Below are 22,302 nucleotides of genomic sequence, written 5' to 3'. Positions count from 1 at the left end.
ATTTGCCAAAAAGAAAAACGCCTGAACATCGGGGCGGGGAAGGAGACCGGGATGCCGTTTATTACAAAAATATCGACCCAAAAGAAAAATACCGAGCGCTTCAACATCTTTCTTGATGAGAAATATGCATTCAGCGTCGACGCCGACGTGCTTGTGCGTTTTGACCTGAAAAAAGGGAAAGAACTGGACGAGCTTGACATTCTTGAAATCCAGTACGGCGATGACGTGAAAAAAGCCTTTAACCGCGCCGTAGAATTTTTATCATACCGGATGCGCTCTGAAAAAGAAGTCCGGGATCATCTGAAGAAAAAAGAAACACCGGACATGGTCATTTCTGAAGTCATCCATAAACTGTACGATTACCGCTACTTAAATGACAAAGAATTTGCCGAAGCCTATACGAGCACCCACAAAAAAACAAACGGCAAAGGCCCTGACGTCCTGTTCCGCGAGCTGAGAGCGAAAGGAATAGACGACGATACCATCAAGGAGACGCTCAGTGCGTTTACATTTGATGAGCAGATACAAGAAGCGCTGAAACATATCGGCAAAATCCTGAAAAAGGACAAAAAGCTGTCCACAAAAGAGATCAGACAGCGGGCGCAGATGCAGCTTCAGCGAAAAGGTTTCCCTTTCGACGTCATCAATGCCGCTCTGGAGCAGACGGAGTATGAAAATGATGATGAAGCCGAGATGGAAGCTCTGAAGGCTCATGCGGAAAAAGCGATCAGGAAATACCGCTATGACGGCAGTTATGAAAGCGGAATGAAGATCAAACAGTACTTATTCAGAAAAGGATTCTCGATTGACGATATTGATCAATTCTTGCAGGAAGAGGAGTAAACTGAAATGGACAAACGATACAGTCAAATGACGCCTCATGAACTACAGACAGAAATTGCGGGACTGACGGAAAAAGCGCGAAAAGCGGAACAGATGGGCATTGTAAATGAACTGGCCGTGCTTGAACGGAAAATTACGATGGCCAAAGCTTACATGCTCAACCCGGAAGACTTTCGGCCCGGCGGGGTGTATCAGATAGAAGGTTCTGATGACACTTTCCGCATTGATTACATCAACGGCGTATTCGCCTGGGGACACAGATCTTCCCCGTCAGACGGGGAAGAAGCACTGCCGATTTCCGTTTTAAAAGAAAAAAAATAACAAAAGAGGCCGGTTCCGGCCTCTTTTTCTTTTCGGGCACATTCGTTTCAACCTTTCAGTAAAAAATGATTGAATTCATTTTTAATATCTTTTAAGATGGACTTCGTTGTTTTTTTAATAAAAAGGAGGCGATTTGCGTTGAATATCAAAATGAAACAGCCATCTGTGAAATTAATGATTTTTGTTTTAATGATCTGCACATTTTCCATCGGGTATACGGAATACGCTGTCATGGGTATTCTGACGTCGATTGCCGATGACTTTCATATACATGTATCTTCAGCGGGCATGCTTGTTACGGCGTACGCGGCAAGCGTCTGCCTGACGGGCCCGATCGTAACCATTATCGCGGTTAAGCTGCCGAGAAAGCCGGTGCTGCTAGGGCTGATGGGCATCTTCGTCCTTGCCAACCTGATGAGCGTCTTTGCGCCGAACTTCGCCGTGCTGGCGATTTCCAGAATTTTATCCGCATCCATCCACGGAGCTTTTTTTGCGATCGCCATGGTATTTGCGAGTGAAATGGTACCGCCTGAAAAACGTTCCGCCGCCGCGGCTTCCATGAACGGCGGATTAACCGTGGCGCTGATGCTCGGCGTTCCGTTCGGCTCATATTTAGGAGATGCCCTTAACTGGCGGGCCGTCTTTTTCATTATTTCCGTTTTAGGCATGATCGGGCTGATCGGACTGATGCTGGTCGTACCGAACCGGAAACCGAAAGTGATTCCGATGCTGATGAATGAATGGAGTGTCTTTAAGCATAAACAAGTGATTTTTTCCTTTGCGATCACCATTCTCGGCTACTCAGGCGTATTTATCGCTTACACGTTTATTGAGCCGATTTTAAGAGATTCAGCGGGGTTCGGCACAGTCGGCATTACAGGCGCATTATTTGCCTACGGTCTCGGCGGAGTGGCGGGGAATTTCTTCGCGGGGAAAGTGCCGCTCAAACTGCTGACACGCACGATGATCGGTGTGATGATCGGCTTGATCGGCGTCTTGGCGATTTTTCCTTATATCGCCGTTTTTCCAGCCGCCGCGGTTTCAGCGACATTTTTATTCGGCGCATGTGCGTTCGGCACGCCGCCGCTTTTGCAGACCAAGGTTATTTCTTCCTCTGAAAACGGCACGACAATCGCCGCTGCGGTGAGCGTTTCCGCCTTTAACCTGGCAAACGCGCTCGGCGCCTGGATCGGCGGATTGATTCTCGGCGGAACGGGATCTTACTCATGGCTGTTTGCCGGCGGTGCGCTGATGACAGCTCTCGGCCTTGTGCTTTCCACGTTCGCTCATCTGTCTGAGAAGAAAGATGTTTATGAATACCAAGTGCATAAAGGATAACAAAAAGCTTGCAGGGGATTTTCCGCCTGCAAGTTTTTTTCAGTGTTTCAATGTAATGCTGATCACCGTATGTTTATCACTCTCAGCTAAGGAAATATTCCGGGTTTCCGGTACTCCGTCTTTTTCAAAAACGACGGCATAGGTTCCTTTCACGCCGCTTTTCCATGCAATCTCGCCGTGGTGATCAGTCTTGCCTATTATCTCTCCGCGGTCTATATTCGGCTGATGATCTGACTCCGCCGCTTTCATCACGGTGACCGTCACACCGGCCGCCGGTGAACCGTCTGCATCCTCAGCATGGAGCGTAACGGGCAGTGCTTTTTTGGCGGCGGAATCATCCGCTTTGCCGCATCCGCATAAAACGGCCGCCGCGAGAAAGAAAACAAAAGCTTTATTGATTTGACCAATATTGAATGTTGTCGAATACACTGTTTGTCACCCTTGTTCCCAGATTGTAAGACGACCCGCCGTTTGTATGAATGGCAATGGCGGTCTGGCCGGTGTCGCTGTAATTGCGGTAAACGGGCGATCCGCTCTGGCAGCCGAACGTATCTGTCGTGTAGGTGAGTTTATATGTCTCGGCAGAACGTATCGGCTTGCTGTCCGACCACATCGAACCGGACACTTTGTCGCACGGATATCCTGTCACGGTTGAGGAAAGCCCGGCCGGACTGGAACTGTTGGTCGTCCGGTAGCCGTACCAGCCGACAGTATCCCCAGGCGACCCGTTTACTTTGATTGCGCCGTAGTCATAGTTTGTGTCACCGTTTTCTGTCCACCCTTTGACACTGTAGAATGTCTTTCCTGAATAAGAGCCGTACGGGTACGATGACCCGTTGCGGCCGGGAGCTGCCGTAATTTTCGATGCCCAGCCGTTTTTCTGGTCATACACGCAATGTCCCGCCGTAACGATCGTGTCGGCATTGACAAAAAAACCGGTGCATCCGTAGGTGCTTGTGCTGCCGCTGTATGTGACGGTCAGCTGTGCTGTCGCGCGATATGGAAATGATGTTGTAGGAGAAATTCTGATTCGTTCGTCTGTTCCAATAATACTGGAAGGCTTTAATGACTTGATGTCAGCTTTGCTGTTTTGTGCAAGCTGTCTTTTGGTGAGGCCCGTTCCTTCATAAGCGGGGGATGTCTGTGTTGTTTGTACAGGCTGATTCAGATTGGCGTCAAACTCCTCACCGCTGTTTGATACAGATGTCTGCGGGCTGCCCGCTGCTTCTGCTGAAACAGCAAATAATGAAACTGACAGTAAGAATGCGGTAAGGCTCAGCAATCGTTTTGAAACTGTCTTCATTTTATAAAACCCCTCCTTTTTTGTCTACCGGCTTTCGGTTGAACATTTAACATATTATGGAATTTACTTAGCGTTATGACCGCAAAAGGATGTTTTTTTTCGCAAAAAAGAGACCGGATCATTCCCGGTCTCTTACGGTGTGTTATCGTCTGCCTGAAGCTCTCATGCGCTCTTGCGGGTGCGAATTAATTGAACCGTCCGCCCGTTTAGAAGCGTAGTCATCCTTTGCCCGCGGTTCGCCTTCAAACTTATTATTGTTCTGATTAGGAAATCCTTTTGCCTTGTTCCGGACCATTTGTTTTCCCCCTCGGCCAATATCAAAAGGTTGCGCCTTCTGGATTGAAGACGTAAAGTTAGTATATGCCTGTGACAAGCTGCGTAAAAGCAGCAGGTTTTCCCAAGGAAAGGAGACAGAGACATGAATACATATATCGACAAACTGACGAATTTGCTGCTTGAGAAAAATGACATGCTCAGCTATTTGCAAGCGCGAACTTGGGTTGAGCTTTTATGGGGAGATTTCGAAGCGACTTACGCAAAAGCCGGCCGCCCGTATCAAGGAGAGCAAATGACAGAACGCGTCGTCAAGGAATGGATCGAATCATACGGCAGCAAGCTCCATATGTTCCAGAGCGTTCGGGAAGACGTTTCTCATTATTTGGATCAAAGCAGGGGTCTCCTGCATTAACATAGCAGTGCACCCGCCGGATACCGTCCGGCGGTTTTTTCTTTTTATAAAAGAAATGGGAAAATCATGTTTGACGACCCGCGGAATGTGGAAATGTGTAATAACTCATAAAATAGCGGGGAGGAACCACAATGAACATGAAGAAGGGGTTAACCGCATTTATTCCGGCCGCAGGACTTTGCTTATTTTTAGCCGCAGGCACCGTGTTTTTTGATCCGGCAGCGAATGCCGCAGCAGTGCACCAGATAAAAATAGACACCGCAGCAGATACATATATCGTGAAAGCAGGAGAACTTAACGTCCGCAAAGAACCAAATAAACAAGGGTCGATTATCGGCACGCTTCGTTCAGAGGATTCCGTAAAGGTTAAACGGCTTCAAGGAGCAGATTGGGCTGAAATTGACTACAAAGGTCACAAAGCCTATATTTCCACGCATTTTCTGATGAAGCAGCCGGTGAAGGCGGTGACGGCGAAACAAACCGCTTTTTATACGCCGACTTTGGAAACCGGCAAAAAAGGGTCCGTTAAAGCGGGTGAAACCGTCAATGTGCTCGGCTGGGGGTTCAGCCATGACGGAGGATTTGACCGTAAATGGGCGTACGTCACATACGGCGGGAAAGCAGGTTATGTGAAAACGGCCGACTTAACTCAAAAATAAAGATTCAGGCAGGCGAATGAGCCTGCTTTTTTTCTGAAACCTTTCGCCTTTCCTTTCGTAAAAGATGAAAAGGAGAGTGACGGATATGATAATGGTAATCGGCGGCCTTCTGATGGCTGCGGCCGGCATTTTAGTCACATTTTTTCCGCCGAAGTCGATCAACAGCCTGTACGGATATCGGACGAAGCGCTCTATGGCGGATGAGTCGCAGTGGAAAGAAGGCAATCGATTCAGTGCGCTCCTCATGATTTTGTTCGGCCTTATATCGGCGGCAGCTGGATTTGCGGTCAGCCTGCTTATCCGGCTGACTCAGCCGTTCGCCCTGATCGTTCAGGCCGTATTGTTGATTGCGATCAGCGTACTGATCATCGTCTTAACAGAAAGAAGATTGAAACAAACGGGGAGGAGAATCGATGAATGACATTACGTTTCACATGATCGAAACAAACGGAGTGACGCTGCACACGGCTTCAGCCGGTCCGAAAGACGGTCCTTTGGCTGTGCTGCTGCACGGGTTTCCGGAATTCTGGTACGGCTGGAAGAGCCAGATCAAACCGCTGGCGGATGCCGGATACCATGTTGTCGTGCCTGATCAGCGCGGCTATAATCTCAGTGACAAACCGGAGGGCCTTGAAAACTATACCATTGATACGCTCAGAGACGACATTATCGGGCTGATCACTCATTTTACAGATGACAAAGCCGTCGTCATCGGCCACGATTGGGGAGGAGCCGTGGCCTGGCATCTGGCATCCACGCGGCCGCAATACGTTGAAAAATTGATCACGGTCAATATCCCGCACCCGGCTGTTATGCGGAAGGTCACACCGTTCTACCCGCCGCAGTGGAAGAAAAGCTCTTATATCGCGTTCTTTCAGCTTCCGGAAAAGCCGGAACGGAGATTGTCTGAAGACGATTACCGCGTATTGGATCACGCGATCGGCTTATCCGAACGCCCGGCGCTTTTTTCACGGGAAGATGTCGACAGCTACAAACAGGCATGGGGCAGAAAAGGAGCGCTCACGGCGATGCTGAACTGGTACCGGGCGATCAGAGCCGGCGGTTTAGGCCCTGCCGTTCCGCTTGAAATGCCCGTTCCGTACCGATTAATATGGGGCGTCAATGACCGCGCGCTGAGCAAAAAGCTCGCCAAGGAAACAAAACGGATGATTCCAAACGGCGACTTAATCTTTATAGACGATGCCTCACATTGGGTCATTCACGAAAAACCGCGCATCGTCAGCCATTTGATTCATGAATACCTTCAGCAATAAAGTCTGTCCCGCGTACAGACTTTTTCTTTTTTTTTCTCATATCTGCCGAAAAACATGACAAAATATAAACCATATGCAGAAAAAATTTTCTGCCCGTGTAACAAAAAAAGGGTTTAAACGTCATTAAAAAAAGGAAAAGCCTTACTGAAGTTTTGCGGACAATTCCTTTAAGGCCGTCCTAAAAAAAGAATAATACAAAGAAGGTGCCTTCATGAAACAAAGGTTAATCTCAATTATTATTCCGTCTTACAATGAAGGGAACAATGTCAAGCTCATCCATGAATCTTTAAAAAAAGAGTTTCAGACGATTCATTATGACTATGAAATTTTCTACATCAATGACGGAAGCGCGGATGACACCCTTCAGCAGATTAAAGAACTGGCCGCCAGAAACCATCGCGTCAAATACATATCTTTTTCCCGCAACTTCGGGAAAGAAGCGGCCATTCTGGCAGGATTTGAACACGTGCAGGGCGAAGCGGTAATCGTGATGGACGCCGATCTGCAGCATCCGACCCATCTGCTGAAAGACTTCATTCAAGGCTATGAAGAAGGGTATGACCAAGTCATCGCGCAGCGCAACCGAAAAGGGGACAGCCCCGTGCGTTCCGTGCTTTCTTCCCTGTATTATAAATTTATCAACAAAGCCGTCGAAGTGGACCTGCGTGACGGGGTCGGAGATTTCCGCCTGCTGAGCCGGCAGGCCGTTGATGCCCTTTTGAAGCTGAGTGAAGGGAACCGTTTCTCGAAAGGGCTGTTCTGCTGGATCGGGTTTGACCAGAAAATCGTATTTTATGAAAATGTCGAAAGGAAGAACGGCACGTCCAAATGGTCATTCAGCAATCTGTTCAACTACGGAATGGACGGTGTCGTCTCCTTCAACAACAAGCCCCTGAGGGTATGCTTTTTCACCGGTATTCTGATATTGCTTCTGTCGATTGTTTATATTGTAACGACCTTTGTTCAGATTCTGACACACGGCGTGTCCGTACCCGGATACTTCACCATTATTTCCGCCGTGCTGTTTTTAGGGGGCATCCAGCTTTTGAGTCTCGGCATCATCGGAGAATACATCGGCCGGATTTACTATGAAACAAAAAAACGCCCGCACTATTTAATTAAAGAAGCGAATATAACATACGGAGAACAAAATGAAACGAATTATACAAAAAAGCGCAAGTGGAACCATTAAACAGCCGCCGCTGTGCGCAGGGTCTGGGGACGTTGTATGAAAAAAAATAAATGGATCTTGCCGGCAGCCTGTGTGCTGGCTGCGGCAGCCGCTCATATTTTTTTCTTAAAAGAGTGGTCGGCAGGCCGCTATATGACGGGGTCTGGAGACGGGATCGCCCAAATGGCGGTCTTCAAAAAGCTGCTGTTTGATCAATATATGAACGGCAGGCTGTTTTACAGCTATTCGTTCGGACTGGGCGGGGGAGTGTACAGTCAGCTCGGCTATTATTTCTCTACTTCTTTTCTATTCCTGTTTATCTCCGCCGCTGTCCGCTTTTTGCAGCTTATTCAGCTGACGGGTGAGGCTGATGCGCTGTTTTGGGCGCAGGCCTCCGTTTTTATCAGCATCGCCAAGCAGAGTTTTATCATATTCACGGCGGCGTGTGTGTTCCGCTATTTCGTCAAACGGACGGTGCCTGCTTTTGCCGGCGCCGTGTTGTACGGGGTCTCGATTATCTACTTCCGGCATGAGGTATATTGGGACTTTTTCACTGACAGTATGGTGTGGCTGCCGTTGCTTGTGTTGGGCGCGGAAAAAATCATCAGGGAAAAAAAACCGTCGTGGTTTATCTTCGCCTGTGCGCTGACATTGATCAACAACTTTTATTTTGCGTATATTAATCTGATTTTCATCGGCATTTATATCTTATTCAGGTGGGTGATCCCCCTTGAAAGCAATGAGGCGAAAAGGCTCACTCAATGCAGGATATTTATTCTGTCGGGTCTTCTCGGGTTCGGCATAAGCGCAGTTTCCTTTATTCCTGTCGTATACGGATACCTTCATAATCTGCGGCCGCCGTATTCAGAGCATATTGCATGGCTTGATTTTTCCGACAACATTTTATTTTCTAGCCGGATTATCATCCTGCCGGCGGCTTTTTTGCTTTTTCTATTTACATTTACTTTATATAAAAACCGCTTGTTCCGGCTGTTTGCGGGAATCAGTCTGCTGTATATTTTGTTTCACTTCAGTCCGTTCGCGGCAAGTGCCTTTAACGGTTTTTCAGCTCCGCAGAACAGGTTTGAATACGTCCTGTGCTTCACGATTGCCGGAACGGTTTCAGCCGGGCTTTCTAAGCTTTCAGACATCAGCATGAAGAGTATGCTGATGTCCGCCGTACTCGTCGTTCTGCTCTATTGGAGCCAGGTGAGGCGGTACAGTCTGGATATTTCTGATCACGCCAACCTGCCCGTCATCCTTCTTCTGGTGCTGAGCATAGCCGCTTTCTTTGCAGCAAAGACAAGACTGAAAGGCGCGGTGCCCGCCGTCTATGCCGTCATTTTGCTTACGGCTGTGCTTACGGCTAATACATATGAAAAATATGCTTTATCAGAAGGCGGGAAGATTTATACGGTATCGCATACATTTATGACGGGTGCTGACTATAAAGGCAAAGAGCAATCGGAGCTTATTCAGCGTCTGAAAGAAAAAGACCCTGATCCGTTTGCCCGTTTAGATTGGATGAACGGTGTTTTCAATAACACCCCGATCATATACGGGTTCAACGGATTCAGCGTATACTCAAGCATACTGAACCGTAATCTGCTGTCCTTTTACTGGAACGACCTCCAGATTGACATGGGCAGAGAAAGCGTCAGCCGCTATGCGACATTAGGAAACAGGGCTAATTTATACAGCCTGCTTTACGGAAAATATTATATGACGGAAAAAACAAACGAGGCCGGCGTGCCGTACGGGTTCAAAAAAATCATGGAATCATCCCATTATGCGGTTTATCAAAATCAATATATGCTTCCGTTCGTACGGACAGCCGATCGCGTATATAACGAGGACGGCCTGAAAAAAGCGCCCGCCCTTGCCAGGGAACGGGCAATGCTTGACGGGATCGTCATGGAATCAAGCACAACCAACACGAAAAAAGCGCCTGAGGCGAAAAATATGATCCGCCGTGCAGAGATAGCGGCCGAACATGGCGATTATCATAACGGCATCCTGACGGTAAACGAAGACGGCGGCGGCCTGATCATTACGCCGCAAGCCGCTAAGATGGACGGCGGCGATTATTACGTCAGCTTTTATTTGAAGAATAGAGCGAAGGACCAGGGCTTTACATTAAAAGTGAACGATTACACGACAACGAGAAAATCGAATCAATCCATTTACAAAACAGGTGTCAACGATCTTACTGTCAGAGTGCCGAAAACAAAAAACATCCAAATCCGTCTGCCGAAAGGATCGTATCAGCTTGACAGACTGGCGCTTTATGAAGAACGGTACGATACGCTGAAAAGCGCATACCGAAAAGCGGAAAAAGAACCGCCGGCCGATCTAAGCTGGCGCGGAAATACGCTTCATATCTCGTATGATAACAAAACCCGCGCGCCGTATATCATGCTTCCGATTCCATATGAAAAAGGCTGGGAGCTGAAGATAAATGGCAGAAAAGAGCAGATTGAAAAAGCGGATTATTCCTTCATCGGATTTAAAGCGCAAAAAGGAAAAAACGATATTCAATTAACGTATTACCCGCCGTTTTTTAAACCCGCGGCCGCTCTATCGGTGATCAGCCTCGTGTTTGCGGCTATATATGTGAGAAGACAAAAAAAGCCCGGCTCTTAAACAGAGCCGAGCTTTAATTTTTTCTGCAACTTTTCCTCGCTGAAAATCCAGCCCGTGTAAGAAGAGAGAAGCTCTAAATCATGACTGAGGTGGACGATGGCGACAAAAGGGTAGTGGCCTTTGCTCCGGTAGCGTAAATCAATAAAGCGCACCTCATAATGATCTTTAAAGGTATCGACCTCCCACCTGTAAACGGGGGAAAATGAAAGAAAGGCTGCAATATTTTCGTCCTGTTTCGCGGCCTTCATCACATCGGTTTCCGGAACGGGCACGCGGTTGAATGTATCCAATATCACGACATGGCCGTCAAGGCTTCTGCCGACATAAAAGGCATGCGCCGTCGTCACGGCGATACGCCACTGCCTGAATTTCATCGTTGGCGAAATAATGATGGTTTCAATCTCCTCTTCAATCATCTCGCGCAGCCTTCGCTTTATCCGCAGCTGCATCAAAAACCGGACGGCGTAATATCCTGCGAGGATGATATAAAGCATCAGAAATGTCACGCCCGGATGACCTCCGATATACCACACGGCAATCGCGGCCAAATGGCTGACGAAAATAAACGGATCAAAGGTATTGATTAAACCGAGAGCGATCCATTTTCTCGAAAACGGGCGGATGGCCTGTGTGCCGTACGCGTTAAAAATGTCAACAAACACATGCAACACGACAGCGAGGAGCGTCCACAGCCACAGGTGCAAAAAGTTCGCTTCCGGATAAAACATAAACAAAATACCCGGAATCAGAACGGACCAAAATAAAACGGCGGGAATGGAGTGCGTGAACCCTCTATGATTTCGAATATAAACGGCATTATTTTTCAGCTTCAATATGGTATCAATATCAGGTGCCTGAGAGCCGGCAAGAGCGGCGATCATAACTGCCTGAGACATGGGGGTGTGCATGCCGACGGCAGGATCAAGAGTTGCGATTCCGCCAAGCGCGATACCCATGACAACGTGAGTGCCAGTATCCATTGTTGACCTCCTAGCAGGCGTTAACAATCAGTCGCCCGCATATTTCGCATTATAAGATATTCCCCATTTTCTGTTTGCCCAATCATGGCGTTTATCCGCCGTTCTCATATGTTTCCGCTTTTTCTTTATCACTATTTAATGTAACATATTATCGTAACGTGCCCTAAGTTTACACCAAAATACGGTGTCAAGAAAAGCGGAACCCGAAACATCTGAGGAGAAGATATGAACGCACTTGAAGAAAAAATGAAACAAAAAGATATAGACAAATTTCGCGAGGACTTAATTACATGGTTCGAAAGAGAACAGAGAATTCTGCCGTGGAGAGAAAATCAGGACCCGTATCGGGTGTGGGTGTCAGAGGTGATGCTGCAGCAGACGCGCGTAGATACCGTCATTCCTTATTTCCGGCGGTTTGTTGAGCAATTTCCGACCGTTTCAGCGCTCGCTGAAGCCGATGAGGAAAAAGTGCTCAAAGCCTGGGAAGGGCTGGGTTATTACTCCCGTGTAAGAAATCTGCAAAGCGCCGTAAAAGAAGTGCATGAGCGATACGGGGGAGTCGTCCCTGCCGAGGAAAAGGAATTTGGCGGACTGAAAGGCGTCGGCCCTTATACAAAAGGCGCCGTGCTCAGCATCGCATACAACAAACCGATTCCCGCCGTAGACGGCAATGTGATGCGTGTCATGTCGAGAATTCTTTCCATATGGGACGATATCGCAAGACCTAAAACGAGAACCATTTTCGAACAGGCGGTATCCGCTTTCATTTCTCATGAAAAACCATCTGAATTCAATCAGGGTTTAATGGAGCTCGGCGCGATCATCTGCACCCCGAAATCGCCGTCCTGCCTGCTTTGCCCCGTACAAAAGCACTGCTCGGCATTTGCGGAAGGGACAGAGCGGGAGCTGCCCGTTAAAAGCAAAAAGAAAAAGCCCGGAATAAAAACAATGGCAGCCGTTGTGCTGACAGACGATCAAGGCGATGTCTATATTCATAAACGGCCGCCAAAAGGCTTGCTCGCCAACTTGTGGGAGTTTCCGAATACCGAAACCCAGAAAGGAATCAAAACCGAAAGAGAGCAGCTTGAAGCCTATTTAGAAAAAGAGATGGGAACAACCGCTGAAATCGGGGAGCTGGAAGGCATCGTAGAACATGTTTTCACCCATCTCGTCTGGAATATTTCGGTCTTTTTCGGTAAAGTAAAACAAGTGTCGGATACAACGGAATTCATACGGGTCACAAAAGAGGAGCTCGAGGAATACGCATTTCCCGTTTCCCATCAAAAGATATGGAAAATGGCTGAAGAAAGCGGCCGCCTGTAAAAAGCGTCAGTCATAACTGACGCGAGTGCCGTGGCCGTAATCCGCTTCATTCCGTTTCAGTCCGCCGCGGGCTTCGATTTCCTGAATCAGTTCCCGGTATTTGGACTGGCCTTCTTCGTTTAAATACGGCATAATTTGCTGGAAGGCATGATGGAAATAGGCGAGCTCTGAATCTCTCCAATCTTTTTTGGGCATCATGGCCAATTCGCCCATATCACGTCCGACATACATATAAAAGACCCCTTTCAACACATATTGCTTTTATTGTTTGTTGAATGAAAAGAACTATACACAGCAAGGAGCTGAGGAAAAATGGAACAAAATAAATGCGCACTGATCACGGGAAGCAGCCGCGGCGTCGGGAAAGCAGCCGCCATCAGACTCGCGGAAAAAGGATACAACATCGTCATCAATTACGCCCGCAGTAAAAAAGCGGCATTAGAAACCGCCGAAGAAATTGAAAAACTCGGCGTGAAAACGCTCGTCATTAAAGCCAATGTCGGCCAGCCGGCAAAAATCAAAGACATGTTCCGCCAGATTGACGAAACATTCGGCAGACTGGACGTGTTCGTCAATAATGCGGCTTCAGGCGTGCTGAGACCGGTTATGGAACTTGAAGAAACACACTGGGACTGGACGATGAATATCAATGCGAAAGCATTGCTTTTCTGCGCCCAGGAAGCGGCAAAGATGATGGAGAAAAACGGAGGCGGCCACATCGTCAGCATCAGCTCGCTAGGCAGCATCCGCTATCTTGAAAACTATACGACGGTCGGTGTCTCAAAAGCCGCTTTAGAATCGTTAACCCGTTATCTGGCGGTTGAGCTTTCTCCGAAAAATATCATCGTAAACGCGGTGTCAGGCGGAGCGATTGATACGGACGCGCTGAAGCATTTCCCTAACAGAGATGAACTGCTGGAAGATGCCCGCCAAAATACGCCGGCCGGCAGAATGGTCGAGATTAAAGATATGATCGACACGGTGGAGTTTTTAGTTTCTTCAAAAGCGGACATGATCCGCGGCCAGACCATCATTATTGACGGAGGACGTTCTCTGCTCGTATAAGTTTTAAAAAAAGATGAATAGCCTTATCATCTCCTGCGCATTCTAAAGTGCGTGGAGGTGATAACAATGGCAAACTCAAAATACAGCAAAACAGACGTTCAGCAGGTGAAAAGACAAAACCAGCAATCAGCTTCCGGTCAGGGTCAATACGGCACTGAATTCGGCAGTGAAACTGATGCGCAGCAGGTTAGAAAGCAAAACCAATCTGCTGAACAAAACAAACAGCAAAACAGCTAATCACTGAAACAAAAAAGCACTTCATCTTCGGATGGAAGTGCTTTTTTCTGTTGCCGAAACGACAAAACTTGTGATTCCTCTACAGAATGAGTCAAAGGGTTTTCCGGCGGAAAATCGAAATGGTAAGGAGTATCAACCTAAAAGCCTAAGGAGGAACCCGATGTCAGAGTTTGAAAAGCTTGTAAGTGAACAGATGAAAATCATGGATCAGCTTCTCGAGCTGCAGTCAGAACTTGACCGCTGCCGCCAGGTGGAAGCGGAACTTATCAGTCTGGAAAGAGATGCAAAGCTGGACAATGTACAGGACGAAATTGCGACAAAGCGAAAAGACCTGGCCGGCATACAGGAGTTATTCCAAAGGCAGACAGAGCAAGTCATCCAGTCTTATCGCAGCACGGAAAAGCCGTCTTCCTATGTGCAGAAATGAATGTGCCATTCCGGAAGCGGAGTGGTTCTTTTATTTTCATTTTTTAATTCGTAACGTTATAATAGTGAAAAGACTTGTCGGAAAGCAATTGCGGCTGCATTGACTGCAGGGCTTTACAGAAAGTAGGGGAGAAATATGGGATATCCCAAGGAAGGAGAAACCATTCAAATTCACAGCTATAAGCATAACGGGCTGCTTCATCGAATTTGGAATGAAACGACGATTTTAAAAAGTACGGAATTGTGTATCATCGGAGCCAACGACCGGACAATGGTGACGGAATCCGACGGACGGACGTGGGTGACAAGAGAACCGGCAATCTGCTACTTTCATGCCCGTCAGTGGTTTAACGTCATCGGAATGCTGAGAGATGACGGGGTGCACTATTATTGCAACATCAGCTCGCCGTTCGCTTATGACGGAGAGGCCATCAAATATATTGATTACGATTTGGATGTCAAGGTGTTTCCGGATATGACGTATAACATTCTTGACGAGGATGAATACGATGACCACCGCAAATCAATGAATTACCCTAAAGAGATTGACAGCATTCTGAAGGAGTATCTGAATACGCTGCTGCACTGGATTCATCAGCGGAAAGGACCGTTTGCTCCGGAATTTGTTGATATGTGGTATGAACGGTATCTGCGCTATACAAAATAAAGATACAATAAAAAAACCTGTTGGGGTGTCAACAGGTTTTTCACATGGGCTCACACGCCTTAAAGAGAGAGGGGGATAAAGTGTGGGCGTAATCAGACGCTATATGCAATTTGTAAAACCTTATAAAAAACAAATTTTTATCACAGTGTTAATCGGCATTATAAAATTCTCCATCCCGCTGGCTCTCCCGCTTCTGTTAAAATACGTGGTCGATGACATTATTCAAGGGAGCGGAACGGCAAGCGCTAAAACATCATCGCTATTCACGATAATGGGCATCATGTTCGTGCTGTTTTTAATTCTGCGTCCCCCGGTAGAGTACTATCGGCAATACTTCGCGCAATGGACGGGCAGCCGGGTGCTCTACGATATCAGGGGGGTATTGTTTGATCATATTCAAAAATTGAGCCTGAGGTTTTATGCCAACACGAGAACGGGCGAGGTCATTTCCCGGGTGATAAATGATGTCGAACAGACAAAAGACTTTGTCATAACGGGACTGATGAATATCTGGCTTGATATGATGACGGTGCTGATCGTCATCTGCATTATGTTTACACTCGATGTTAAGCTGACATTGATATCTGTCATTTTGTTTCCGTTATACGGAATTTCAGTGAAATACTTTTACGGCCGCCTCCGAAAACTGACACGTGAGCGTTCTCAGGCACTCGCCCAAGTTCAGGGACATTTGCACGAAAGAGTTCAGGGAATGCCCGTTATCAGAAGTTTTGCCATTGAAGATTATGAACAAGCCAATTTTGATGAAAAAAACGGACATTTTCTGGACAGAGCGATCCGTCATACGAATTGGAACGCAAAAACGTTTGCAGTCGTGAACACCATTACGGATTTGGCGCCGCTGCTTGTTATCGCGTTTGCGGGTTATTTTGTCATAAACGGTCCGCTGACGGTAGGGACGATGGTTGCGTTCGTCGGCTATATTGACAGAATGTACAATCCGGTCAGAAGATTGATCAACTCATCGACGACGCTGACCCAGTCGATCGCTTCAATGGACCGCATATTTGAATTTATCGACGAGCCGTATGAACTGACTGATAAACCGAATGCACTAAAAGCTGACGACATTAAGGGCGAAGTTGAATTCCGAAATGTCTCGTTCCGTTATGAGGAAGGAAAAGAAACGATTTTGCAGGACGTTTCCTTAAAGGTGACAAAAGGGGAAACCGTCGCGCTCGTCGGGATGAGCGGCGGCGGAAAATCGACGCTTGTCAGCCTCATACCGCGTTTTTATGATGTATCCGGCGGCAGCCTGCTGATTGACGGCGCGGATATTCGCGATTATGAAGCGAGAAGCCTCCGCAATCAAGTCGGAATGGTGCTTCAGGATACGTTTCTGTTCAGTGAGACGATTCGTGAAAATATCGCTATCGGTAAACCGGGAGCGTCTCTGGATGAGGTGGTTGCGGCTGCGAAAGCGGCAAATGCCCATGAATTTATTATGAACTTCCCCGAAGGCTACGAAACCAAAGTCGGCGAACGGGGCGTCAAATTGTCAGGCGGGCAGAAGCAGCGGATTTCGATCGCCCGTGTATTCTTAAAAAATCCGCCGCTGCTGATCTTGGATGAAGCGACATCGGCTCTTGATCTTGAAAGTGAACACTACATTCAGGAAGCGATGGAAAAGCTTGCGAAAAACCGGACGACTTTTATCGTCGCCCACAGGCTGTCCACGATTACGCACGCGGATAAAATTGTCGTCATGGAAAACGGCGCCGTCGTCGAAACCGGCACGCACGAGGAATTAATGGCCCAAGGCGGCCAGTACAGACACTTATTTACGATTCAGAATTTGAACTGATACAAAAACGTATGCCGTCCGAATGGGCGGCATACGTTTTTTTGAATGCAAAAAAACCCGGTTTTACGGAAGCACCGGGTTACTCTTCGTCTGTTTCTAATTCGCTGTCTTTCGGGTGGTATGTCTGAAAACTCGTAATTAGTGTATCGAGATGCTCCAGCTGCTCGCGGTATTCCGCAACCGCAGCCATAATGCTGAGCATATTGTAATCAAGCAGTTCATCCTCGCAGTTCTGCTGATTTTTCAAGAAAGACTTCGTCAAAAGCTGTTTATATCTTATGCTTTCTTCAGCATCGTCATCATGCGGTTTGATCTTGCCGACCGTCCGCATCAGAATCCTTTCGTGCCAATGAAGCAGATAATCAATTTCTTCTGTCAGCGTCTCCTGAAATTCCTCCGGCATATGATAAATCTCGTTTTCATAGCGGTGCAGCTTTTTCAGCGTATCAAGCGCCCGATTTGCCGTAATAATCGCCTGTCTGAATAAAACAAGCTTGCGCGACTTTACATACGTCGTTTTCTTAAAGTAGCTTCTCTCCTCTTTATAAAGAAGGTACGTATGATCAAGCTTCATCATTTTTTCCTTCAGCTTCTCAATATCCTCTTTCAATATCGAGTGTTCCGTAGACTGACGCATCGTCAGCCTGATCCATTTCATGATCTCATCGGTATATTCAACCGTATGATGAGTCAGCTTCGTTTCGTATTTCGGCGGAAGAAACACAAGGTTCACAATAAAAGAAGACAGCACGCCTAAAATTACGGTGCTTGTTCGTATCAGAGCGAACGTCAGGAAGCTGTTTCCCGGTGTTTCTAAAATCGCGATAACCGTCACGAGCGCAATCGAAATGGTGTGTTCAATTTTCAGTTTTAACATGATCGTGATGACAATCACTGCGGTCAATCCGATCATAATCGGACTCGGTCCGAAAATCAGTCCGAAAACCGTAGCGATGACAGCGCCGATGATATTTGCCTGAACCTGATCAATAATGATAAGAAAAGACCTGTAAATAGAGGGCTGTATGGCAAATATAGCTGCAATCCCGGCAAAGATCGGCGACGGAAGTCCGATCCATGATGCTAAGTAGAGCGCGAGCGTAATCGCAATCCCTGTTTTAAAAATGCGGGCACCAAGTTTCATTGGTTTGTGCGTGCATTCCTTTCTCTAATAAATTATGTGCCGAACGAACGGCTGACACTTACATTTCCCTGTCGGCTGATTTGCTAAACAATAAAGTAATATACAGGGATCATACCAATTATTCAAGGTCTTTTTTTGAAAAAACCATTATCTCACAAATCGGACAAAAAGAAAAAGCGGAAGCCCCAGGCTCCCGCTTGTTTCAGAAGTTATTTTTTCATATGTCTGAACGCATCTTCAACGGCTTGTAAAGTGGCGTCGATATCCTCTTCAGTATGTGCGGTTGTGATAAACCAAGCTTCATACTTCGACGGAGCGAGATTGATGCCGCGTTCAAGCATCAGCTTGAAGAACTTGGCGAATGCTTCTCCGTCCGTATTTTCCGCCTGCTCGTAATTGATGATTTTTTCATCAGTGAAGTAAACCGTGAGCGCGCCTTTTAAACGGTTGACGGTGATGGTAATGCCATGTGTCTCCGCATGGGCGAGAATGCCTTGCTCAAGTCTGGCGCCGAGCTCATCAAGCCGCTCGTAAACGCCTTCTTCCTTCAGCACTTCCAGGCAGGCGATGCCTGATAGGATAGATGCCGGGTTTCCGGCCATCGTGCCGGCTTGATATGCCGGGCCGAGCGGAGCAACCTGCTCCATGATCTCTTTTTTGCCTCCGTAAGCGCCGATCGGCAAGCCGCCCCCGATAATTTTACCGAGCGCCGTTAAATCAGGCTTCACTTGAAGAAGATCCTGCGCGCCTCCGTACATAAAACGGAACGCCGTGATCACTTCATCATAAATGACGAGCGCGCCCGCTTTATGGGTCAATTCATTTACCTGTTCTAAAAATCCTTCTTCAGGTTCAACGATGCCGAAGTTGCCGACGATCGGCTCGACGAGAACCGCTGCAATTTCTGAACCCCATTTATCCAGCGCGGCTTTGTAGCTTTCAATGTCATTGAAAGGAACGGTAATGACCTCATTGGCGATGCTTTTCGGCACGCCGGCGGAATCAGGGGTGCCGAGCGTAGACGGGCCGGAACCCGCAGCGACAAGTACGAGATCAGAATGGCCGTGATAGCAGCCGGCGAATTTAATGATTTTTGTGCGGCCTGTATAAGCGCGTGCAACCCGGATCGTTGTCATCACCGCTTCAGTGCCTGAGTTTACGAATCGTACTTTATCAAGTGAAGGAATGGCCTCCTTCAGCATTTTGGCGAAAGTGACCTCATGTTTGGTCGGCGTCCCGTACAGCACGCCGTTTTCCGCCGCTGTTTTAATCGCTTCAGTAATATGCGGATGGGCATGTCCGGTAATAATCGGACCGTAAGCCGCTAAATAATCGATATACTGATTCCCGTCTACATCCCAGAAATAAGCGCCGTTCGCTTTTTCCATCGCAACGGGTGAACCGCCGCCTACCGCTTTATAGGATCTGGACGGGCTGTTCACGCCTCCGACGATATGCTCTAACGCTTCCTTATGAAGTTCAACTGATTTTGTATACAAAAAATGACCCTCCTAATATCTCCTTACATCATGTTCTATTGTAGCATGCTTCATTGCGAGCACAACGGGTTCATGCTTCCAGAAAAGAGCGGGGGGATAACGGTTGTAATCTTAACGTGAATTGGATACGCTTAATAAAAAACCCGGAGGTATAAGAAATGACGATTGAAATCGGACAAACAGCACCGGATATGAAATTAGTGAATGACAGCGGGGAAGAAGTAGCATTGACGGATTTTAAAGGGAAGTACGTCGTTCTCTATTTTTATCCGAAAGACATGACACCCGGATGCACGACGGAAGCATGTGATTTCCGTGATCAGCACGAAAGTTTCGCGGGACTTGATGCGGTTATCATCGGAGTAAGCCCTGACAGCCGTGATAAACATGAAAAATTTAAGCAAAAACACGATCTTCCTTTCCAGCTCCTCGTTGATGATGAGCACAAACTGGCGGAAGCTTTTGATGTGTGGAAGCTGAAGAAGAATTTTGGGAAAGAATATATGGGTATCGAGCGATCCACTTTTTTGTTAGACAAAGAAGGCCGTCTTGTGAAGGAGTGGAGGAAGGTAAAAGTGAAAGATCACGTTGCCGAGGCGCTTCGCGAATTGGAACAAATTGCGTCTAATTAATGGACAAATGCTGAACTCACGGGGTTTTCTTCAGATTACATTTGACAGGAGACCGGAAAAAGATGTACACTAATTATAAACATTATAAAGTAAGAATCTTTTTTAGAAGAGAGGTGCATGACGGATGGCTGCACATGAATTAAAAGAAGCCTTAGACACGTTGAAGGATACGGGAGTCCGGATTACTCCTCAACGTCATGCCATTCTGGAATATCTCGTGGATTCTATGGCACATCCGACAGCGGACGATATATATAAAGCCTTGGAAGGGAAATTCCCTAATATGAGTGTTGCGACAGTGTATAACAATTTGCGTGTATTCCGGGAAGCGGGGCTTGTAAAGGAACTGACGTACGGAGATGCGTCCAGCAGATTTGACTTTGTCACCTCTGACCATTATCACGCCATTTGTGAAAGCTGCGGAAAAATCGTGGACTTCCATTATCCCGGGCTTGACGAAGTGGAACAGCTTGCTGCTCACGTCACAGGGTTTAAGGTAAGCCACCACCGTTTGGAGATTTACGGCGTCTGCCAAGAATGTTCCAAAAAAGAAAACCACTAAACGAAGCTGACCGCTTTGATACGGTCAGCTTCGTTTATTTTACACTGTTTTTTCTGTTATAAGACTCATCGAACGCTTGGCCTTCCAATCCTTTATCCAATGTAAGCGGCTCTCTGCAATGCATGCACATATCCACTCTGCCCAGAATCTTCGTTTCTTTCTCGCAAGCGGGGCACATCACCCGGACCGCTTTTGTGGACAGCATGCCGATCCAAAAATAAACGGCGGTGCTGAGTCCGATCGACAGCAGGCCGAGAATCATAAACAAGCTGGCAAGCAAAACAGACTGCTTAAAGAACAGCCCGATGTACATAATGATAAACCCAACGAAAACCAAACTTAACGCAAACGTTCTGATCTTATTAATTTTGCTTGAGTATTTCGCCATGTCCATCCCCCTCTCGTTTAACTATAGCACAAAACAGATGGCATATTCTTCATGTTTTCGTAAGAAAAGGGAAGAATAAATATGGCACCTGAAAGGAAATTTGTTATAATAGTGCAATGTGTTTAGAAAAAAGGACTTTCATGTTTTATCATAGAAATGTAGAAACAATAGCTAGTGAAACAATCGCATTGGAGGAATCGTAATGGACAATCTTCTCCGTCCAATTTACCAAGAAAGAGCAAGTCATCCCGATACGCTGGCCGTCCTTATGATTGAGAGAAGGAGTAAAGCATCATCCATCACGGATAACTTTGATGCGGTCATGCTTGTCATTGTCAAACAAGCTGATGAACCTCTTTTTATAAAGCATTATGAATTCGAACACAAAACCGCTTCTTTACATATTGTAACGGATGCTCTGCTTCAGGAATGGATTCTGCTTGGGACAAATAGAAGAGTCATAGATTGGATCATCAACGGTAAAGTGCTGTTTGACCGCAATGAATATATATCTGAACTCAATGACCGGCTCAGCACTTTTCCTTTCGCCGAGCGGAAATTAAAGATCGGAATGGAATACGGCAAGCTGATCAGAAGATTTGTAGAAGGAAAAGCGTTTTTTGAAGCTGATCATTTTCTGGATGCATATTATGCGGTAGTGCACGCTCTTCACCACTTGGCCCGCATAGAAGTGATTGACCGGGGGTTTTATCCCGAAACGACAGTCTGGAACCAGGTCCGTCACATTGAGCCGCAGGTATATAAGCTATATTCCGAACTTGTCGAGAGTCACGAAAGCTTGGAGAAAAGGCTCGAATTATTATTCTTAGCAAATGATTTTCTCATCCATTCAAAAGCTGAAATCGGTTCTGCGCACCTTTTTCAAGTGATGAAAGAAAAAGAAATGTGGCAGTTTGGAGAATTGCTTCAGCACCCTGAACTGGTGCACTTCACCCAAGATCTCGGTGTCATGCTTGATTACCTGACGGAAAAAGGCTTTGTTGAAGTATCTCAAATAGAGACCAAAGGGCAGGAAGTTTATCATCGAGGATATTCTTTCAAAAAAAGTGTTGACGCTGAATCATAGGCATGGTATATTATTAAACGTCGCTGATGCGCTTCACCAAAAAGCTCACAGCGGCGGAGAAATAAAAACAAAAAACATTTGACAGCAACTCGCTGAAATGTTATACTGAAAAAGTCGCCTCGAGATGAGGTTGAAATGATCTTTGAAAACTAAACAAGACAAAACGTACCTGTTAATTCAAAGTTTTAAATAAATCGCACAGCGATGTGCGTAGTCAGTCAAACTAC

The 22,302-nt window shown here is 46.8% G+C and carries 25 protein-coding genes and 1 pseudogene; 18 read left to right on the top strand and 8 right to left on the bottom strand.

The features are described 5' to 3' along the window. Nucleotides 1-51 precede the first annotated feature (51 nt). From recX to HWY38_RS18650, 3 genes are all read left to right on the top strand, one after another. Nucleotides 52-843: a recombination regulator RecX gene (gene recX / locus HWY38_RS18660; protein ID WP_224182372.1), complete on the top strand. Its 792-nt coding sequence runs from the start codon at nt 52-54 to the stop codon at nt 841-843. A 6-nt stretch (nt 844-849) separates the two neighbouring features. After that, complete coding sequence (locus HWY38_RS18655) at nt 850-1,164, top strand: YfhH family protein (RefSeq protein ID WP_007408553.1); 315 nt, start codon at nt 850-852, stop codon at nt 1,162-1,164. A gap of 144 nt (nt 1,165-1,308) precedes the next feature. Then, a complete protein-coding gene (locus HWY38_RS18650; RefSeq protein WP_025284446.1) occupies nt 1,309-2,502 on the top strand; it encodes an MFS transporter in 1,194 nt (397 codons plus the stop codon). Nucleotides 2,503-2,541: 39 nt separating this feature from the next. Here the strand turns inward: HWY38_RS18650 and HWY38_RS18645 are convergent, their stop codons facing one another. The 3 genes from HWY38_RS18645 to HWY38_RS18635 form a co-directional block, all read right to left on the bottom strand. Then, nucleotides 2,542-2,931: a DUF2606 family protein gene (locus HWY38_RS18645; protein WP_007610158.1), complete on the bottom strand. Its 390-nt coding sequence runs from the start codon at nt 2,929-2,931 to the stop codon at nt 2,542-2,544. Beyond that, complete coding sequence (locus HWY38_RS18640) at nt 2,894-3,805, bottom strand: trypsin-like serine peptidase (protein WP_044801978.1); 912 nt, start codon at nt 3,803-3,805, stop codon at nt 2,894-2,896. The genes HWY38_RS18645 and HWY38_RS18640 overlap by 38 nt, the downstream gene beginning before the upstream one ends. 142 nt (nt 3,806-3,947) lie before the next feature. Continuing rightward, nucleotides 3,948-4,100 (bottom strand): small, acid-soluble spore protein K, encoded by a 153-nt coding sequence (locus tag HWY38_RS18635; protein WP_003155495.1) that lies wholly within the window; start codon nt 4,098-4,100, stop codon nt 3,948-3,950. A gap of 123 nt (nt 4,101-4,223) precedes the next feature. On the opposite strand from HWY38_RS18635, the gene HWY38_RS18630 reads away from it, so the two are divergent. The 6 genes from HWY38_RS18630 to HWY38_RS18605 all read left to right on the top strand — a co-directional run bounded on the left by HWY38_RS18630 (nt 4,224) and on the right by HWY38_RS18605 (nt 10,240). Further along, on the top strand, nt 4,224-4,493 hold the full coding sequence (locus HWY38_RS18630; protein ID WP_003155492.1) for a YfhJ family protein: 270 nt from the start codon (nt 4,224-4,226) through the stop codon (nt 4,491-4,493). 131 nt (nt 4,494-4,624) lie between these two features. Continuing rightward, nucleotides 4,625-5,152 carry an SH3 domain-containing protein gene (locus HWY38_RS18625; protein WP_224182371.1) on the top strand — a complete coding sequence of 176 codons (528 nt, stop codon included), beginning with the start codon at nt 4,625-4,627 and terminating at the stop codon, nt 5,150-5,152. Between the two features lie 85 nt (nt 5,153-5,237). Beyond that, nucleotides 5,238-5,573: an SdpI family protein gene (locus tag HWY38_RS18620; RefSeq protein ID WP_015417064.1), complete on the top strand. Its 336-nt coding sequence runs from the start codon at nt 5,238-5,240 to the stop codon at nt 5,571-5,573. Continuing rightward, entirely contained in the window at nt 5,566-6,426 is an 861-nt protein-coding gene (locus tag HWY38_RS18615; protein ID WP_224182370.1) for an alpha/beta fold hydrolase, read from the top strand. The genes HWY38_RS18620 and HWY38_RS18615 overlap by 8 nt, the downstream gene beginning before the upstream one ends. 211 nt (nt 6,427-6,637) lie before the next feature. Beyond that, nucleotides 6,638-7,618, top strand: a complete 981-nt coding sequence (locus tag HWY38_RS18610) for a glycosyltransferase family 2 protein (protein ID WP_105937948.1) — start codon at nt 6,638-6,640, stop codon at nt 7,616-7,618. A 36-nt stretch (nt 7,619-7,654) separates the two neighbouring features. Continuing rightward, complete coding sequence (locus tag HWY38_RS18605; RefSeq protein ID WP_224182369.1) at nt 7,655-10,240, top strand: YfhO family protein; 2,586 nt, start codon at nt 7,655-7,657, stop codon at nt 10,238-10,240. Here the strand turns inward: HWY38_RS18605 and HWY38_RS18600 are convergent. After that, a complete protein-coding gene (locus HWY38_RS18600; protein ID WP_003155481.1) occupies nt 10,237-11,220 on the bottom strand; it encodes a metal-dependent hydrolase in 984 nt (327 codons plus the stop codon). The two genes, HWY38_RS18605 and HWY38_RS18600, sit on opposite strands and share 4 nt — an antisense overlap. Nucleotides 11,221-11,445: 225 nt before the next feature. On the opposite strand from HWY38_RS18600, the gene mutY reads away from it, so the two are divergent. After that, entirely contained in the window at nt 11,446-12,543 is a 1,098-nt protein-coding gene (gene mutY, locus HWY38_RS18595; protein ID WP_224182368.1) for an A/G-specific adenine glycosylase, read from the top strand. Between the two features lie 6 nt (nt 12,544-12,549). Here mutY and HWY38_RS18590 read toward each other — a convergent pair whose 3' ends face one another. Further along, on the bottom strand, nt 12,550-12,774 hold the full coding sequence (locus tag HWY38_RS18590) for a hypothetical protein (RefSeq protein ID WP_007408563.1): 225 nt from the start codon (nt 12,772-12,774) through the stop codon (nt 12,550-12,552). 81 nt (nt 12,775-12,855) lie between these two features. Here HWY38_RS18590 and fabL point away from each other — a divergent pair, with 81 nt between their 5' ends. From fabL to HWY38_RS18565, 5 genes and pseudogenes are all read left to right on the top strand, one after another. After that, nucleotides 12,856-13,608, top strand: coding sequence for an enoyl-[acyl-carrier-protein] reductase FabL (gene fabL, locus HWY38_RS18585; protein ID WP_003155478.1), 753 nt, complete (start codon nt 12,856-12,858; stop codon nt 13,606-13,608). 84 nt (nt 13,609-13,692) lie between these two features. Next, nucleotides 13,693-13,845, top strand: a pseudogene (locus tag HWY38_RS18580) (gamma-type small acid-soluble spore protein); the annotation flags it as partial. Between the two features lie 160 nt (nt 13,846-14,005). Beyond that, nucleotides 14,006-14,272, top strand: coding sequence for a YgaB family protein (locus tag HWY38_RS18575; protein WP_003155476.1), 267 nt, complete (start codon nt 14,006-14,008; stop codon nt 14,270-14,272). Nucleotides 14,273-14,407: 135 nt separating this feature from the next. Next, nucleotides 14,408-14,938, top strand: coding sequence for a DUF402 domain-containing protein (locus HWY38_RS18570; protein WP_003155475.1), 531 nt, complete (start codon nt 14,408-14,410; stop codon nt 14,936-14,938). Nucleotides 14,939-15,020: 82 nt separating this feature from the next. Beyond that, nucleotides 15,021-16,763, top strand: a complete 1,743-nt coding sequence (locus HWY38_RS18565) for an ABC transporter ATP-binding protein (RefSeq protein WP_224182367.1) — start codon at nt 15,021-15,023, stop codon at nt 16,761-16,763. A 79-nt stretch (nt 16,764-16,842) separates the two neighbouring features. Here the strand turns inward: HWY38_RS18565 and HWY38_RS18560 are convergent, their stop codons facing one another. Continuing rightward, nucleotides 16,843-17,907: an aromatic acid exporter family protein gene (locus HWY38_RS18560; RefSeq protein WP_003155468.1), complete on the bottom strand. Its 1,065-nt coding sequence runs from the start codon at nt 17,905-17,907 to the stop codon at nt 16,843-16,845. A gap of 209 nt (nt 17,908-18,116) precedes the next feature. Then, complete coding sequence (locus HWY38_RS18555) at nt 18,117-19,406, bottom strand: glutamate-1-semialdehyde 2,1-aminomutase (protein ID WP_088037530.1); 1,290 nt, start codon at nt 19,404-19,406, stop codon at nt 18,117-18,119. Nucleotides 19,407-19,564: 158 nt separating this feature from the next. On the opposite strand from HWY38_RS18555, the gene bcp reads away from it, so the two are divergent. Beyond that, a complete protein-coding gene (bcp, locus tag HWY38_RS18550; RefSeq protein WP_003155466.1) occupies nt 19,565-20,038 on the top strand; it encodes a thioredoxin-dependent thiol peroxidase in 474 nt (157 codons plus the stop codon). 124 nt (nt 20,039-20,162) lie between these two features. Further along, entirely contained in the window at nt 20,163-20,600 is a 438-nt protein-coding gene (perR, locus tag HWY38_RS18545) for a peroxide-responsive transcriptional repressor PerR (protein WP_003155465.1), read from the top strand. A gap of 34 nt (nt 20,601-20,634) precedes the next feature. Here perR and HWY38_RS18540 read toward each other — a convergent pair whose 3' ends face one another. Further along, the gene (locus tag HWY38_RS18540; RefSeq protein ID WP_003155464.1) at nt 20,635-20,988 is read right to left on the bottom strand and encodes a YgzB family protein; all 354 of its coding nucleotides are present in this window, start codon (nt 20,986-20,988) and stop codon (nt 20,635-20,637) included. Between the two features lie 202 nt (nt 20,989-21,190). Here HWY38_RS18540 and HWY38_RS18535 point away from each other — a divergent pair, with 202 nt between their 5' ends. Then, entirely contained in the window at nt 21,191-22,075 is an 885-nt protein-coding gene (locus tag HWY38_RS18535) for a nucleotidyltransferase-like protein (RefSeq protein ID WP_003155463.1), read from the top strand. Nucleotides 22,076-22,302: the final 227 nt, after the last annotated feature.

The sequence above is a fragment of the Bacillus sp. KS1 genome (assembly GCF_020075515.1).
GTDB lineage: Bacteria > Bacillota > Bacilli > Bacillales > Bacillaceae > Bacillus > Bacillus velezensis.
The sequence above is the reverse complement of the archived record's forward strand: the minus strand, read 5'-3'. Positions and strand labels throughout refer to the sequence as shown.